The sequence below is a fragment of the Pseudomonas sp. R3-41 genome, from assembly GCF_054161485.1.
In genome coordinates, this window is sequence record NZ_CP096421.1 from 2,930,195 (window position 1) to 2,944,505 (window position 14,311).

A 14,311-nucleotide genomic window follows, 5' to 3' on the forward strand; every position below is an offset into this window, starting at 1 on the left:
CCAAGAGCTGAAAATCTGCCGCACGTGTTGAGTGCGTCGGGGCTTTATCCATCAAGCGTAAAGGCCTGCCGGAAACGCTCGAGCGCGACCTCGCTGTCACCGCTGGCCCAGCCTTCCAGGCCGACGACACCGCTGTATCCCATGCCGAACAAGGCCTTGGCAATCGCGGGGTAGTGGATTTCACCGGTGCCGGGCTCCCTGCGCCCCGGGACGTCGGCCACTTGGATTTCGCCGATGGCGCTGCCGGCGCGCTGGATCAGTTCGATCAGGTTTCCTTCGCCGATCTGGGCATGATAGAGGTCCAGGTTCATCTTCAAGTGCGGGCTGCCCACGGCCTCGATCAGCGCCAGGGTATCGTCAGCGCGGGCGAAAGGCGTGCCCGGGTGGTCGACCTCGGTGTTGAGGTTTTCCAGCAGGAACACCCGGCCCGCGTCTTCCCCCAGGCGAGCGATTTTTTCCAGCGTCTTGCAGGCGCTCAACCACATGCGGCCGGTGGTCTGGGACACGGGTTTGACCGGCAAGCCCTGATCACCCAGGCCGGTGCCGTGCAGATTCAAGCTAGGGCAACCCAATTGAGCGGCGACGGCCAGGGATTCCTGGGCGCTGTCGAGCAACTGTCGGATATCGTCGGGGTCAGTCAGGTTGCCCGACAGGTAGCCGGTCATGGAGGTGAAGTCCGCGCCCGTCGCCGCGAGGGCCTGGATGTCCTTGGTCGCCCAGTTCCATATCTCGACGCTGAAGCCCAGCGCGTGGATGCGTCTGACCCGTTCGGTAAAAGGCAGGTCGAGGAAGACCATCTCGGCGCTGATCGCCAGTTTGAATGGGATGAAACTCATGACAACGCTCCTTGCACGCGCACCGTCTTGCCCTGTTGGAAGGACTCGATACAGGCGCGGGCAATGGCCAGTGCTGCCCGGGCATCTTCACCGCTGGCCAGCGGTTTTTCGCCGCTGCGCATACAACTGGCGAAGTGATTGAGTTCGGCCACGTAGGCATCACGCAGCAAGTCGGTGTCCATGCGCTGGGTGTCGGCCTGGACCCCATTGGCCAGGTACCGCAGCAAGTCGGAGTCGTTGACGTTGCCCATGGTCAGCATGCCGGCGCTGCCGAACACTTCGCCGCGGACATCGTAGCCATACACGGCCTGGAAATTGGCCTCGGCGGTGGCGATGGCGCCATTGTCGAAGCGGATCGTGACCACTGCGGTGTCGAGAAAACCTTTGTCCTTGTAGGCGGGGGCGATCAGGGCATCGGCCATCACAAAGACTTCAACCGCCTCGGCGCCCGGGTTCAGGTAGCGCAGGGTATCGAAATCATGGATCAGGGTTTCGAGGAAGATCACCCATTGCGGCGACGCGGCCGGGTTGTTCAGGGCCGGGTCTCGGGTCAGTGAGCGCAGCAGTTGCGGCGTACCGATCCGGCCGGCCATCACATCCAGATGAGCGGTGCGAAAGCTTTTGGCAAAGCGTCGGTTGAAGCCGACTTGTAGCGTCACTCGTGCATCGGCAGCGGCGGCGATGGCGCGGTCCGCTTCGTCCAGGGTGATGGCCATCGGTTTTTCACAGAACACACTTTTGCCGGCCCGGGCCGCGCTGATCACCAGCTCGGCATGGCTACGCGCCGGCGCGGCAATCAGCACCGCGTCGATGTCCGGGTCATCCAGCAACTGCTGTGGGGCGGTATAGATCTTCTGCACGTCCAGTTCTGCCGCCAGGCGTGCGGCTTGGCCGGGGGTAGGGTCGGCGATGGCGGCGAGGCACGCGCCAGGGATGTGCCGGGCGGCGGTCAGGCCGTGAAAACTGCCCATGCGGCCGGCACCGATGAGGCCCAGGCGGAGGGTCTTGGATGTGCTCATGAATATGACTCCCTTTATTGTTTTTACGACTCGGCGGCAAGAATGTCCTCGTCTGTTCATGCAGGGAGCAAGGGCTGTGCCAATAGTTAACTTATTGATATTTAACGTTTTTTATTTGGATCAGTGTTCATGTCGATGACATGTCTATACTGACATGTCGAAAATATGAACATATGGCCGAACCATGGATCAGCAACCCATAGCATTGAGCGACGAAGACCGCGATTACCTCACCACGCTTGGCCCAGCGTCGTTGAACGACGGGCCGGGCACGGCGCTGGAGGAGGCCTGGCGAGCGTGCTGGCAAGGGCAGACCGAGCGCCCAGTCGGGATCCGCCGGGTGATCTGGGAATCCTGGTTGCGCAGCGTCAGTGCCGGCCTCGATCCGGAAGACGGCGCGTACCGTTTTGTCGCGCCCGCCGACCTGACCGCGACACTGGCTGCCAACCGGGAGCTGATCGCTGCGGCGGCGCAAGTCATGCGCGGTTTGCTCGCCTATAACCCCAGGGGCCATATCAACCTGACCGATGCCGAAGGCACCACGTTGTATTTCTGCGGCCTGGACCTCACCCCCATCGGCAGTCGACTGCTGGAGTCGGTGCAGGGCACCAATTGCACCGGGCTGGCAATCGTCGAAGATCGCTTGGTGTATGTGCTGGCCGAGGAGAATTTCGGGCTTGGCCTGCGCCAGCGCCGCATGCATTGCGCCGCCGCGCCCATCCGCGATGCCCAGGGCCGGACCCTGGGCATGTTGACCTTGACGGCCGAGCCAGGCTGGTTTCACTTTCATACGCTGGGCACCGTCCAGGCCGCGGCCGAGGCTGTCTCCAGGCAGATGACCCTGCAGGCCTTGCTGGAAGAACAACAGACCGTGCTTGAGGTGCTCAACGAGGGCTTGGTGGTATTGGATGAGCGCGGCTGCATCAAGGCCCTCAACCATTACGCCCGGCAGTTGTTTCGCGTCGGCCATGACCTGCTCGGGAGTCCGTTCCAGAGCCTGGGGCAGAGCGAATTGACCGATGCGGTCCTGCTCGGGGGCGGCGACGGGGTGCGTGACTTGGACTGCACCTTTGAACTGCACGATCGCAGCCATCTGGCTTGCCTGGTGTCGGTCTGCCCGTTGGCGCAAGGCGGGCGGATCGTTTCGTTGCGCGAGAACCGACGCATCCGGGAAATCACCCGGCGGATCATCGGCACCCAGGCCAGCTACACCTTTGAAACCATCCTGGGCCGCTCGCAGGCGATCCAGGATGCAATGCACTTGGCGCGGATTGCCAGTCGCAGTGATTCGACCACGCTGATCCTCGGCGAGAGTGGCACGGGCAAGGAGCTGTTCGCCCAGGCTATCCATAACGCCAGCGATCGTCGTGGCGGGCCTTTCGTGGCGGTCAATTGCGGCGCGATTCCGCGAGACCTGGTGCAAAGCGAGCTGTTCGGTCATGTCGAAGGCGCTTTCACCGGGTCGGCTCGCGGTGGGTCGGCCGGCAAGTTCGAACTGGCCGATGGTGGGACGATCTTCCTCGACGAAATCGGTGACATGTCCTTCGATGCGCAGGTCAGCCTGCTGCGTGTCCTGCAGGAGGGTGAGGTGACACGGGTGGGTGCGAAAAAATCGCTGCGGGTCAACGTGCGCATCATCGCCGCCACCCACCGCAACCTGAGCCAGGCGGTGGCCGAGGGGGCTTTTCGCGAGGACCTTTACTACCGGCTCAACGTGCTGAACCTGACGGTGCCGCCATTGCGGATGCGTCGCGAGGATGTGCCGTTGCTGGCGCGGCATTTTCTCGCGCGTTGTGCCCGGTCGCTGCGCAAGACGATGCAGGACGTTTCGCCAGCGGCGCTGGATTTGCTGGGCGCCTATCACTGGCCGGGCAATGTCCGTGAGCTGGAAAACGTCATTGAACGGGCGACGAACCTGGCAATGACCGAACTGATCCAGCCGAGTGACCTTGCGCTGGAAATCAGGCAGCGAGGGCGACCCTCGATCTGGGCAAATGTGCCAGAACCGCGGACGGCGCCGGACCTGGGCACCCATGAAATGAACGCGATCATTGCCGCCCTCAAGGAGACGCGCGGAAACATCCGCCTGGCTGCCCAACGGTTGAACGTGTCGCGCGGTGGCTTGTACAACAAGATGAATCGATTCGGACTCAAGATCGAAACGTTCCGTTCGGGGCTGGATTGACCGGTCATGACCGAGCGAATACCGATTTGAACGGACGGGAAACAGGTGGGGTCTACGCTGTTCAAGGGTCGTGACGGGAACCTATCTGATGCCTCCAATGAGTATCCAGCCTTTGCTCGAAGAATTGCTTCTGGCCCGCGGCCCCGGCGGGCAGGAAGATGAAGTCCGGGAAATATGTCTCAGGGAACTGGGCAAGCACTGTGATGAGGTCGTTGTCGACGAGGCCGGCAACATCCGGGGGCTGATCAAGGCGTCGGATGAGTCTTCGCAAGCACAGCCCATCAGGGTCATGGCGCACCTCGATGAAATTGCCATGATCGTGAAGAAGACAAGGCCCGACGGTAACTTGGAAGTCGTGGCGTTGGGCGGTGCCCAGCCCATTTGTTTTGGCGTTTGTCCGGTCGACATACTCGGCGATAACCAATGCCTGCCCGGCGTACTGTCTTATGGTTCCATGCACAACACTGGTGGCTCCGCCCAAGGGCGGGATGTGCTGTCAGGGGCGGTGCAGTGGAGCGACGTCCATGTCATCACCCGCTGTTCCCAGGAGGAGCTGACCGCCGCCGGTATCCGGCCCGGCGTGCGCGTGGTGCTCAGTCGGCACTGGCGCCGGCCGTTCCAGGTGAAAGACACGGTCGCCGCCCACTTCCTCGATGACCGGGCGCCCTTGGCGGCAGTGATCACCACCGCGCAGCAGCTGAAAAACAAAAGGCACGCGCTCAAGCAAGACGTCTGGTTCGTCTGCACGACACTTGAGGAAGAGTCCAACGCCGGTGCGCTTTATGCCGCTGCCCGCGTGCCGGGTGACACCACCATCGCGGTCGAGGTAGGCCCGGTCCTGGAGGAGTACGGAACGGTTTTATCGGCAGACCCGATTATCAACACCGGGGATCAAAAGGGTTATTACACCCGCTCTGTCGTGGATGCCCTGGTCAAGGCTGCACAGCGCTCGGGCTATCACCCACAAGTTGCGCTCCTGGTCGATTTTGCCTCCGATGCGAGTGCGATCATGAGTGCGGGAGTGGCCGCGCGAGCGGGGTGCATCGCCATTCCAACGGAAAATACCCATGGCTTTGAAATGGTGCTTCATGAAGGCATCGTTGCGTGTGCGTCGACACTCACCGAATACCTGATCCATCCCATGGCGTGAAGACGCGCGCCTGGCCGGCCATGCCTACTTCGAACTGGCCAGCCTGCCGCGGCCCTTGCCGGACAGCCCCGAGCCGGCCCTGCTGACCCAGCGTCCGCTGCTTGGCGACCATTACCTCAACGGCGCTGCGTTGGCCGATGGGCAAGGTATTGGTTTGGGCGGGTGAAGGTCCATGTTCGGCGGCGGAGGCAATGCTGTTCGCTTGAGGCTTGAGGCTTGAGGCTTGAGTCATGAGTCATGAATCATGAGCCTTAAGGTACGAGCCATTGTGGATGAGTCATTGTGGCGAGGGAGCTTGCTCCCGCTGGGCTCCGTAGGAGCTGGCGAAGCCTGCGATCTTTTGATCTTGATTTTTCGCTCTCGACTCAATTGTCAGTAGAAAGATCGCAGCCTCGTTGCACTCGACAGCTCCTACACCCCAGCGGGAGCGAGCTCCCTCGCCATAGATGTATTCAGTAAGGGGGGGTCGACATCAAGGTGGGGCTGGTGAATGACCACCAGGCTCGTCTCGTTGTAGGCGTGGGACTATGATCACCTGAGCGGCAGAAAGAGCTCGGTAACGGCTTCGTTCTCAGCAACGTCCGGAAATAACGTAATGCGCTGGCAATAGAGCGGGAAATCTCCCGGCTCCTCACCGCTGGCCGGCAGCCAATCCCTGTACAGGTACAGCGCGGCAGGCTCAAGGTTATCGGCGCCACCTTCGACCCGCAGCACGGCACAACGCCCGGCAGGGATACTGCCGGCCTTGATCGCTTCGCCGTTTGGCGTGATGGGTTGGTCCGTCCCTGCGCATAGATCCAATCGATAGTGTTGCGGTGCAGTCGCCCGCAGGTCGGTGTGGAAGACATTGAACGTCGGACTGATCGGCGGGATCAGGCCGACACTGCGTCGCCAGGCAATGAAGCGTTGGATCGTCGCACCGATCGTCGCGGGATCGCCTCGGTGTTCCATGATGGCGACGGGTGTCGCGGGAACACTCCGGATCCGTACATCGCTGGGCTGATAAGTCGTGGGCATGAAACGGTTCCTCGCGTTGTGCAATGGCGTGAAAGTAATGCCCCAATGCTGCCAGTCGGGCGATTTGCGGAAATTCGAGGGTTGTTGGCCCACGCGCTGTCGAAAGGCACGGGCAAAGGCATCAGGCGCACCGTAACCGGCACCCATGGCGATCTCTGTGATCGTTTCATGTTCGCGAAACGCCAGTTTGTAGGAGGCGCGTTTCATTCGAGCGAGTTGGACATAGCGGTGCAAGGGCAGGTTGAACGTCGCCATGAACTGCCGGTGGAAATGGTATTTCGAAAAGGCCGCGACGCTGCTCAATGTATCCAGGTCCAGGCAGTCATCCAGATGCAGGTCGATGTAATCGAGCACCTTCTGCATCCGGGATTGGTAGCGCTTTTGTGTGTCGGTCATGGTCTTTCCCTGTAGAGGACACCAGCATGAGGCCAACCAGCCCGATGCGCTCGACCGATCTTGCTATCTTGAGCTCGAAACCGCCTGCCGCGCTTCGGTACCCACGACCAGCCAGATGCCGACCCCGGACACGGCCATCCCCACCGCCATCTGCCAGGAAAGTGGTTCGTTGAACATCGCCCAGGCCCAGAGCATGGTAATGGGCGGGCTGAGGTACAGGACGCTGGCGACGCGGGTGGCGGTCGTGCGGCGCAGGCACAGCCAGTAGAGCCCGTAGCCGCCCATTGTCGAAATGCCCGCTGTCCACAAGACGCTCAGTGCAAAGCCGGTGCTGGGTAGCGGGGCCAGGCTGCCATGGACGCCTTCCACCAGGGCGAAGGCCAGGCCCGACACGCAACACTGCAGCCATAGGTTGGGCAGCAGGCCCAGCGATTGTTCGGCGGGCAGGTATTTCTGCCACAGGGTCGCGACGGCGAGCGAGAGCATGCCAAGCAGCGGCAGGCCATAGGCCCACAAGGGGGCGTTGCCCCACGCCAATGCGCCTTGGGTCACCAGCATGACGCCGACCAGGCCGATGAGCAGGCCCGCCCAGACCTGCCAGGCCAGCCGTTGTCGGAGTACGCCGGCGGCCAGCAGCGCCAGGCCCAGCGGCAGCAGGTCGGCGACCAGTGCGGCCAGGCCCGCCGGTACACCCAGGGCAATGCCTTGGGTGATACCGCCCAGGTAGCCCGCCATCGCCAAGAGGCCGATGCCGGCGTTTTTCAACAGCGCGACGGGTGAGGTTCGGCGTAGTTGCCCGGCGACGAAGGGCAGCAGGACGAGCGTGACCACGACGCACCGCCAGAACACCACCAGCAATGCCGGCGCGTAGTCGATGGAAAAGCGCGCGCCAATAAAGCCGGAGCTCCACGACACCAGCAAAGCCGCTTCGAGCAAGGGCAGTGGGATCAGCCAATGCCAGGCGGGCCGGGACCGGGACGTGCAGGTCATCGCTTTATTCGGGTTCATGACCACAGGCTACGGAACCCGGCTAATCTAATAAATCAAAATGAAATGCATTAGTCATTTACGAAGATTGAATCATGACGGCCATACTCGATATCGATTTGATACGTACTTTTCATGCGGTGGCGCGGATCGGGAAATTCAGTGGGGCGGCGGAACAACTGCACAAAAGCCCGGCGGCGGTCAGCGTGCATATCCAGCGGTTGGAGGCGGTGGCGGGCGGGCGGTTGCTCAACCGGGACAATCAATCGGTATCCCTCACCGCGTTGGGCAAGCGTTTGCTCCTGGCGACGACGGAGCTGCTCAATACCCACGACCGGGTGCTGGCCGACCTGCACGGCACCCGCCTGGCGGGACGTATCACCCTGGGGGTGCCGGATGAATATGCCGACCATGTCATCCGCGACATCCTCCCGACCTTCGCCGCCGCGTGGCCCAACGTCGTGCTGGAACTCAAGACCGCGCCAAGTTACGCGCTGCGTGACCAGGTGCAGCGCGGCAAGCTTCAGGCAGCGGTGGTTACCCAGCCGAAGGGCCAAGCGGACACAGAAACGCAAGTGCTGGTGTCCACCACGCCGGTCTGGGTCGGGCCAATCCACGGGACGGCGGCCTCGCTGGAGCCGTTGCCGCTGGCGGTGCATGCGGCGCAATGCCCTTATCGGCAAGCGATGATCGAAGCCCTCAGGCAAAGCGGGCGCAGGACGCGCATTGTCCTGGAAAGCCCCTCCAACCAGGCCGTCAAGGCCTGCGTGGAGGCCGGATTGGCGATCAGCCTGATCGACCGTGGGCGGGTGACGGATGCGATGCGGATCCTTGAAGGCCTGCCGGTGATCGAGGAGCATGAGGTGGTGTTTATGCGATCGCAGGCGGCACAGGGTGATGAGGCCGTGGGCCTGCTTGCTCGTGCCATGCAACAGTGTTTCCGGCTGTAGAACCGGTCTAGGGACTGCTGCGCAGTCCAGCGGGAGCAAGCTCCCTCGCCACGGGGTTGCGCCCGTACTCAAAAATGAAGTCGTACGCAGCTTTTGTGGCGAGGGCGCTTGCTCCCGCTGGGTTGCGCAGCAACCCCAATGACCGACTCAAGCCGACAGCGGCGGGGTTCGAGGCGGGACCAGGCGCTTGGAGCCGATCGACTCGAACGCCGATGCCAGTCGCAACAGTTTCGAATCATCATAGGCGCGCCCGGCAAATGTCAGCCCGACGGGCATGCCGATGTCCGCCATGACGCCCATCGGCACGGTGACCGTGGGCACGCCCAGGTGACGAATGGCGAGGTTGCCGTTGGCGACCCAGACCCCGTTGCTCCAGGCGATATCGGCAGAGGCCGGATTGATATCCGCGTCCGCCGGCCCGACATCGGCGACGGTCGGGAAGATCACCGCGTCCAGGCCCAGCCGTTCCATCCAGTCTTCCAGGTCGATCCGGCGTGTTTCTTCGAGCCCCCGCAACCCGTCGGGCAGTGTCGGGATCTGGTCCCAAGGCGTGATGCCGCGTTGGGCCATCTTCACGTACTCATCCATGCCGGCGGCCAGGTCGTCCTCGCGGTTGGGCAGGGTGCCCGGGTCGTGGGGGAAGATCTTCGGTCCGTCGACGTCGGCCAGGCGATTCAACTGCGGATCACCATTGGCCCGCAGGAAATCATCGAATGCCCAGGCCGACAGGTCCCACAATTCGTGGTGCAGGAATTCCTTGGAAACCAGGCCGCGGGTGAACACCGTCGGCGCGCCGGGACGATCGCCTTCGCAATTGGACACCAGCGGGAAATCCACCTCGACCACTTCGGCGCCACAGGCCTCCAGGGCCTTGCGGGCTTGCTCCCAAAGGTCGATCACCGAGGCACGGGTGACGATGCGCTGCCCCGTCGGGCCGCCGATGCCGGGGGCCTCGGCCGTACCGGCTTCAGGATCGGCGTTGATGTACATCCGTGGCACGCCGAATCGAACGCCGGCCAGCGCCCCGGGTTTGCTGGCAAGGCTCGGATACGAGGCGGGACGAACCGAGTCGACGCTTGGAATCGGCACCCAAGGTTGCAGGCGCCACAGGTCGCCACGGGTTTCCGGATCCTCGGCGACCACCACGTCCAGCACTTCGAGCAGGTCGGCCATGGTCCTGGCGAAGGGCACGACGACGTCCATGGTCGGCGTCAACGGCCAGTTGCCTCGCACCGAAATCACCCCACGGGACGGCGTGTAGGCGCACAGGCCGTTGTTCGACGCCGGGCCGCGTCCGCTCGACCAGGTTTCTTCAGCCAGGCCGAATGCCGCGAAACTCGCGGCGGTCGCAGTGCCCGCACCGTTCGAGGAACCGGAGGCAAAGGGGGCGGTGAGGTAGTCGCCGTTGTACGGGCTTTCCGCCCGGCCATATACCCCGCGCTGCATCCCGCCGTTGGCCATGGGCGGCATGTTGGTCTTGCCCAGGCAGATAGCCCCGGCGGCGCGCAGCCGTTCGATGGTGAACGCATCGCGATAAGCCACCAGGTCCTTGAACGCCGGGCTGCCGGACGCGGCGGTGAGGCCCTTGACCAGATAACTGTCCTTGGCCGTATAGGGAATGCCGTCGAGTGGACCGAGGGTCTGGCCGTTGGCCCGGCGGGCATCGGAGGCCTGCGCTTCCTTCAGCGCATCCGGGTTGCGCACCACCACCGCGTTGAGGGCGGTGGGCGTGTCGGGGCCGTCGTAGGCATCGATCCTGGCGAGGTAGGCCTGGACAAGCGCTACCGCCGTGGTCTGGCCCGATTCCAGCGCGGCGCGCAGTTGGGCAATGGAAACTTCGGTGATGTCGATCATGCAGTTACCGCCGCGGCAGAAGGATGACGGGGTGTGCGGTCCATTGACGTTGGGGCCTGGCACTTCAGGTCATCTCAAGGTGGATATTTATCGGGTTTTGACTACTGTACTACGGAAGATCGAACAAGGGCAGCCCAGGTTTGACGGGATTTTTCTCGGGCGTGCCAAAATTTCTCCTCCGTCAGACCTCGTTAAGAAACGGCTTCGGCAGGCGTAATGACTCGAGATTCCCAAGTCGCTGGCGCCGACGATGCGGTCACGCCCGCCGATTGGCGTGACGACGCAGGCAGTTTGGATCACTCAGCCGTTGCTGGACACCCCGTGCCGGGTATCCTGACAGGGTGACTGTGCGGACGACGTGTCTGTTTTTGCAAGGAGACCCGACTATGAATCCCCTGTCTTTTGCATCGCCTCCTTATGCTGATCGAGCCGCGGCCGGCCAGCGTTTGATGGAATCCTTGGCCCAGTATCGTGGACGGAGCAATGCGATCGTCCTGGCGTTGCCCCGGGGTGGCGTGCCCGTCGCCTGGGAGGTGGCCGACGCCCTGGGGCTGCCCCTCGACCTGATACTGGTGCGCAAGCTCGGTGTGCCGTCTCATCCGGAAGTGGCGATGGGCGCGATTGCCAGCGGCGCCATCCAGATTCGCAACGACGATGCGTTGCGTGCCCATCACGTCGACCAGGCTGCCTTCGATGCGGTGCTCCAGCGGGAAAGGCAGGAGCTGGCGCGCCGTGAAGCGCTTTATCGCGGCAGCCGCCCACCTGTCGACCTGAAACAGCAGGTGGTCCTGCTTGTGGATGATGGCCTGGCCACCGGTGCGTCAATGATGGCGGCGGTCCATGCGGTACGCCTGCAAAACCCTCTTGCCATCGTGGTTGCCGTTCCAGTGGCGCCGGTCGAAACCGCCGAAGCCTTGCGCAGTGAGGTCGATGAGTTTGTGTGTCCGTTGATGCCCGAGTGGATGCGCTCGGTCGGCGATTGGTACGAAGACTTCAGCCAGACCCCGGACGAAACAGTGGTCGCGCTATTGGACAGGGCCTGGAGCAGGCCTCGTTCATAACCGCTGCGCGAGCCTGTCGGTTATCGCCAGGGCTGACGTACGGCACAGGCGCCGCTGTCCTTGAAGAGTTTCCTGAACTCGCGCGCTCAATAGCGATCTAGAGTCCATTGAGACCCTGAGCGTTGCAGCCAGGGGGTTTGAGGATGACTGATGTCGAACATTGAAGAGCTCCCCTTGGAAGCCTGTACGCCAAGCGAATACGAAAGCCTGATCGCGATGGGGACGAATACGCTGGATGCCATTCCCGGTGCGGTGTACCTCTGCGATCGCCAGGGGTGGCTCGTGCGGTATAACAGCGAGGCGGCCGAGCTGTGGGGAAGGGCGCCGGCGCTTGGAGAGAACGGCGACCGCTTCTGCGGCGCCCATCGATTGTTCCTGGCCGACGGAACGCCGCTGGCATTCGAGCACAGTCCGACGGCCTCGGCGCTCGATACCGGCATTGCGCCGCGCAATCAGGAAGTGATCATCCAACGCCCGGATGGCTCGCGGTTCGTGGCGCTTATGAACATCCGCGCCCTCAGGGATCGGCGGGGCGTCATTCAAGGGGTGATCAATTGTTTCCAGGACGTTTCGGCGCACCACGCCATGGCCGAAGAGCTTCGGCGCAAAAGTGCCGACCTGGAAGACTTTTTTGAAAACAGCGCGGTGGGCCTGCATATCGTCAGTGGCGATGGCACCATCCTGCGCGCCAACAAGGCGGAGCTGGCGCTGCTGGGTTATTCGGCGCAAGAATACATCGGCCGCCACATCACCGAATTTCATGTCGACGAGCCGGTTATTGGCGACATTCTCACCAAGCTGGGCAGTGGCGATCGCCTGGAGAGCTATCCGGCGCGCCTGAGGGCCAAGGACGGCTCGATCAAGCATGTCACGATCACCTCGAACGGCCGGTTCGAGAACGGAAAACTCTTCAATACCCGCTGCTTCACCATCGACAGGAGCAGCGTCCATGCGGCCGAGGCGGCGCGCCAGGACAGCGATGACCGGCTTTCGGCGACCTACGAAGCGGCGACCATCGGCATTGCCGAGGCCGGCATCGACGGCCGCTTGCTCCGGGTGAACGATGCCCTGTGCAACATGCTGGGCCGGTCGCGGGACGAACTCCTGGCGATGACCTTCCTGGATTACACCCACCCGGACTGTATTACGCAGGATGCCGGGTTGTACGCCCGTCAAGTGGCCGGTGAATTGGATAATTACGTGCTGCGCAAGCGCGCGGTGAAGCCTGATGGCGAGGTGGTTTACCTCGACATCCACAGCTCATCGGTGAGAGACGCCAACGGTACGTTTCGGTATGGCGTGCGGGTGCTGCAGGACGTGACATTGGCGCGGCGCATGGAAAACCAGGTCCGCGAAAGCGAACGGCACATGCGCAATCTCCTTGAAGCGTTGCCGGCCGCGGTGTACACCACCGACGCCGAGGGGCGTATCACGTTCTTCAACCGCGCCGCTATCGAGTTGTCGGGGCGCACGCCGCAATTGGGCGAGATGTGGTGTGTGACCTGGAAGCTGTTCAATACCGACGGAACCGCGCTGCCCCACGATCAATGCCCGATGGCGGTGGCGCTGAAGGAAAACCGGCCGATACGCGGCGTCGAGGCGATTGCGGAGCGGCCGGATGGCAGCCGTGTACCGTTCACGCCGTTTCCCACGCCTTTGCATGACGCCGATGGAAACCTGGTGGGCGCCATCAACATGCTGGTGGACATTTCCGAGCGAAAGCAGGCGGAAAACCGGCAGAAGACATTGATCGATGAGCTCAATCACCGGGTCAAGAACACCCTGGCCACGGTGCAATCCCTGGCGGCCCAGACCGCGCGCAATGCCGAGGATGCGAAGGACGGCTACCGGCGTTTCGAGGCAAGGCTGTTGGCCTTGTCGCGAGCACACGATCTCTTGACCAAACGGCATTGGGGCCAGACGCCGCTCGACACCCTGGCCCATGAAGTGCTGATGCCGGTCTTCGGGCATGAGCCTGGCCGTGTGGCGATCGAGGGGGCTGCCGTGGACGTCGGCACCCGCGTCGCGCTCAACCTGACGATGACCCTCAATGAATTGGCGATCAACGCGCTTAAATACGGGGCCATGTCGGTCGAGACGGGCACGCTCGCCGTCACCTGGCACTTGCAAGCCCAAGGGGACGGAACGCTGTTGACCCTTGACTGGCAAGAGCGAGGAGGGCCAGCGGTCGCCCCGCCGGAGCGGGAAGGGCTGGGTTCGCGCCTGATGAAGCGTTGCATCGAGCGCGACTTGGGTGGCACCTTTGAGCTCACCTTTGCTTCACAGGGCGTTTGCTGTCGCTTTTCGTTCCTGATTGGGGTGGCTGGGGCATGACCCCATTGGTTGGAAACAGGGTGCTGGTCGTCGAGGACGAAGGCGCCATTGCCCTATTGATCGAAGAGATGCTGGAGGAATTCGGATGCGAGGTCGTGGCGTCGGTCGCCCGGCTCGCTAAGGCCTGTGAAATCGCTCGCGCGGTGCAAGTTGACCTGGCGATCCTGGACGTCAACCTGGCTGGCGAGCGCGTGTTCCCGGTGGCCGAGATTCTTCGTGGTCGCCACATTCCCTTCCTGTTCAGCACCGGCTACGGCGCGAGCGGGCTGCCGGCCGAATACGCCGGGTGCCCGGTGCTGCACAAGCCGTTTTCGCAAAGCGAGTTGCAGCAGAAAATGGCCGTAACGCTGAAGGAGGCCCGCGCAGGCGGCGTTACATCCAGCATTGATGGCAACTGATCCACCGCTATCGCGAGCAGGCTCGCTCCCACAATGGATTTAGGGTGTGCCCACGATCTGAATCAAACCAGAACTCCCCTGTGGGAGCGGGCTTGCTCGCGAAAGCGGTAGTTCAGCCAACCAC

The 14,311-nt window shown here is 62.7% G+C and carries 12 protein-coding genes; 6 read left to right on the forward strand and 6 right to left on the reverse strand.

Going from position 1 to position 14,311, the window contains the following annotated elements; all coding sequences use genetic code 11:
- Positions 1-44 precede the first annotated feature (44 nt).
- Both M1D99_RS13335 and M1D99_RS13340 read right to left on the reverse strand, forming a co-directional pair.
- Positions 45-836, reverse strand: a complete 792-nt coding sequence (locus tag M1D99_RS13335; RefSeq protein ID WP_458131997.1) for a TIM barrel protein — start codon at positions 834-836, stop codon at positions 45-47.
- Positions 833-1,855 carry a Gfo/Idh/MocA family oxidoreductase gene (locus tag M1D99_RS13340; protein ID WP_458131998.1) on the reverse strand — a complete coding sequence of 341 codons (1,023 nt, stop codon included), beginning with the start codon at positions 1,853-1,855 and terminating at the stop codon, positions 833-835. The genes M1D99_RS13335 and M1D99_RS13340 overlap by 4 nt, the downstream gene beginning before the upstream one ends.
- A gap of 184 nt (positions 1,856-2,039) precedes the next feature.
- On the opposite strand from M1D99_RS13340, the gene M1D99_RS13345 reads away from it, so the two are divergent.
- Positions 2,040-4,040, forward strand: a complete 2,001-nt coding sequence (locus tag M1D99_RS13345) for a sigma-54 interaction domain-containing protein (RefSeq protein WP_186704761.1) — start codon at positions 2,040-2,042, stop codon at positions 4,038-4,040.
- A gap of 97 nt (positions 4,041-4,137) precedes the next feature.
- Complete coding sequence (locus tag M1D99_RS13350) at positions 4,138-5,190, forward strand: M28 family peptidase (RefSeq protein WP_458131999.1); 1,053 nt, start codon at positions 4,138-4,140, stop codon at positions 5,188-5,190.
- On the opposite strand, the gene M1D99_RS13355 is transcribed toward M1D99_RS13350, so the two are convergent.
- From M1D99_RS13355 to M1D99_RS13365, 3 genes are all read right to left on the reverse strand, one after another.
- Positions 5,159-5,422 (reverse strand): hypothetical protein, encoded by a 264-nt coding sequence (locus M1D99_RS13355; RefSeq protein WP_458132000.1) that lies wholly within the window; start codon positions 5,420-5,422, stop codon positions 5,159-5,161. The genes M1D99_RS13350 and M1D99_RS13355 overlap by 32 nt on opposite strands.
- Before the next feature lie 299 nt (positions 5,423-5,721).
- Positions 5,722-6,603: an AraC family transcriptional regulator gene (locus tag M1D99_RS13360; RefSeq protein WP_458132001.1), complete on the reverse strand. Its 882-nt coding sequence runs from the start codon at positions 6,601-6,603 to the stop codon at positions 5,722-5,724.
- A gap of 63 nt (positions 6,604-6,666) precedes the next feature.
- Positions 6,667-7,611, reverse strand: a complete 945-nt coding sequence (locus tag M1D99_RS13365) for a DMT family transporter (protein ID WP_186704764.1) — start codon at positions 7,609-7,611, stop codon at positions 6,667-6,669.
- 74 nt (positions 7,612-7,685) lie between these two features.
- On the opposite strand from M1D99_RS13365, the gene M1D99_RS13370 reads away from it, so the two are divergent.
- A complete protein-coding gene (locus M1D99_RS13370; RefSeq protein ID WP_458132002.1) occupies positions 7,686-8,540 on the forward strand; it encodes a LysR family transcriptional regulator in 855 nt (284 codons plus the stop codon).
- Positions 8,541-8,687: 147 nt separating this feature from the next.
- On the opposite strand, the gene M1D99_RS13375 is transcribed toward M1D99_RS13370, so the two are convergent.
- Complete coding sequence (locus tag M1D99_RS13375) at positions 8,688-10,394, reverse strand: amidase (protein WP_458132003.1); 1,707 nt, start codon at positions 10,392-10,394, stop codon at positions 8,688-8,690.
- Between the two features lie 386 nt (positions 10,395-10,780).
- Here M1D99_RS13375 and M1D99_RS13380 point away from each other — a divergent pair, with 386 nt between their 5' ends.
- The 3 genes from M1D99_RS13380 (at position 10,781) to M1D99_RS13390 (ending at position 14,187) form a co-directional block, all read left to right on the forward strand.
- Positions 10,781-11,455, forward strand: coding sequence for a phosphoribosyltransferase (locus M1D99_RS13380; protein WP_434575813.1), 675 nt, complete (start codon positions 10,781-10,783; stop codon positions 11,453-11,455).
- Between the two features lie 150 nt (positions 11,456-11,605).
- Positions 11,606-13,789, forward strand: coding sequence for a PAS domain-containing sensor histidine kinase (locus M1D99_RS13385; protein ID WP_458132004.1), 2,184 nt, complete (start codon positions 11,606-11,608; stop codon positions 13,787-13,789).
- Positions 13,786-14,187 carry a response regulator gene (locus M1D99_RS13390; protein ID WP_458132005.1) on the forward strand — a complete coding sequence of 134 codons (402 nt, stop codon included), beginning with the start codon at positions 13,786-13,788 and terminating at the stop codon, positions 14,185-14,187. The genes M1D99_RS13385 and M1D99_RS13390 overlap by 4 nt, the downstream gene beginning before the upstream one ends.
- Positions 14,188-14,311 lie beyond the last annotated feature (124 nt).

Excerpts from the sequence above, each read along its gene's own strand:
- M1D99_RS13385 (WP_458132004.1), top strand. The coding sequence starts at position 11,606 with ATGTCGAACATTGAAGAGCTCCCCTTGGAAGCCTGTACGCCAAGCGAA.
- M1D99_RS13345 (WP_186704761.1), top strand. The coding sequence starts at position 2,040 with ATGGATCAGCAACCCATAGCATTGAGCGACGAAGACCGCGATTACCTC.
- M1D99_RS13380 (WP_434575813.1), top strand. The coding sequence starts at position 10,781 with ATGAATCCCCTGTCTTTTGCATCGCCTCCTTATGCTGATCGAGCCGCG.
- M1D99_RS13350 (WP_458131999.1), top strand. The coding sequence starts at position 4,138 with ATGAGTATCCAGCCTTTGCTCGAAGAATTGCTTCTGGCCCGCGGCCCC.
- M1D99_RS13375 (WP_458132003.1), bottom strand. The coding sequence starts at position 10,394 with ATGATCGACATCACCGAAGTTTCCATTGCCCAACTGCGCGCCGCGCTG.
- M1D99_RS13370 (WP_458132002.1), top strand. The coding sequence starts at position 7,686 with ATGACGGCCATACTCGATATCGATTTGATACGTACTTTTCATGCGGTG.
- M1D99_RS13335 (WP_458131997.1), bottom strand. The coding sequence starts at position 836 with ATGAGTTTCATCCCATTCAAACTGGCGATCAGCGCCGAGATGGTCTTC.
- M1D99_RS13360 (WP_458132001.1), bottom strand. The coding sequence starts at position 6,603 with ATGACCGACACACAAAAGCGCTACCAATCCCGGATGCAGAAGGTGCTC.
- M1D99_RS13340 (WP_458131998.1), bottom strand. The coding sequence starts at position 1,855 with ATGAGCACATCCAAGACCCTCCGCCTGGGCCTCATCGGTGCCGGCCGC.
- M1D99_RS13390 (WP_458132005.1), top strand. The coding sequence starts at position 13,786 with ATGACCCCATTGGTTGGAAACAGGGTGCTGGTCGTCGAGGACGAAGGC.
- M1D99_RS13355 (WP_458132000.1), bottom strand. The coding sequence starts at position 5,422 with ATGACTCAAGCCTCAAGCCTCAAGCCTCAAGCGAACAGCATTGCCTCC.
- M1D99_RS13365 (WP_186704764.1), bottom strand. The coding sequence starts at position 7,611 with ATGAACCCGAATAAAGCGATGACCTGCACGTCCCGGTCCCGGCCCGCC.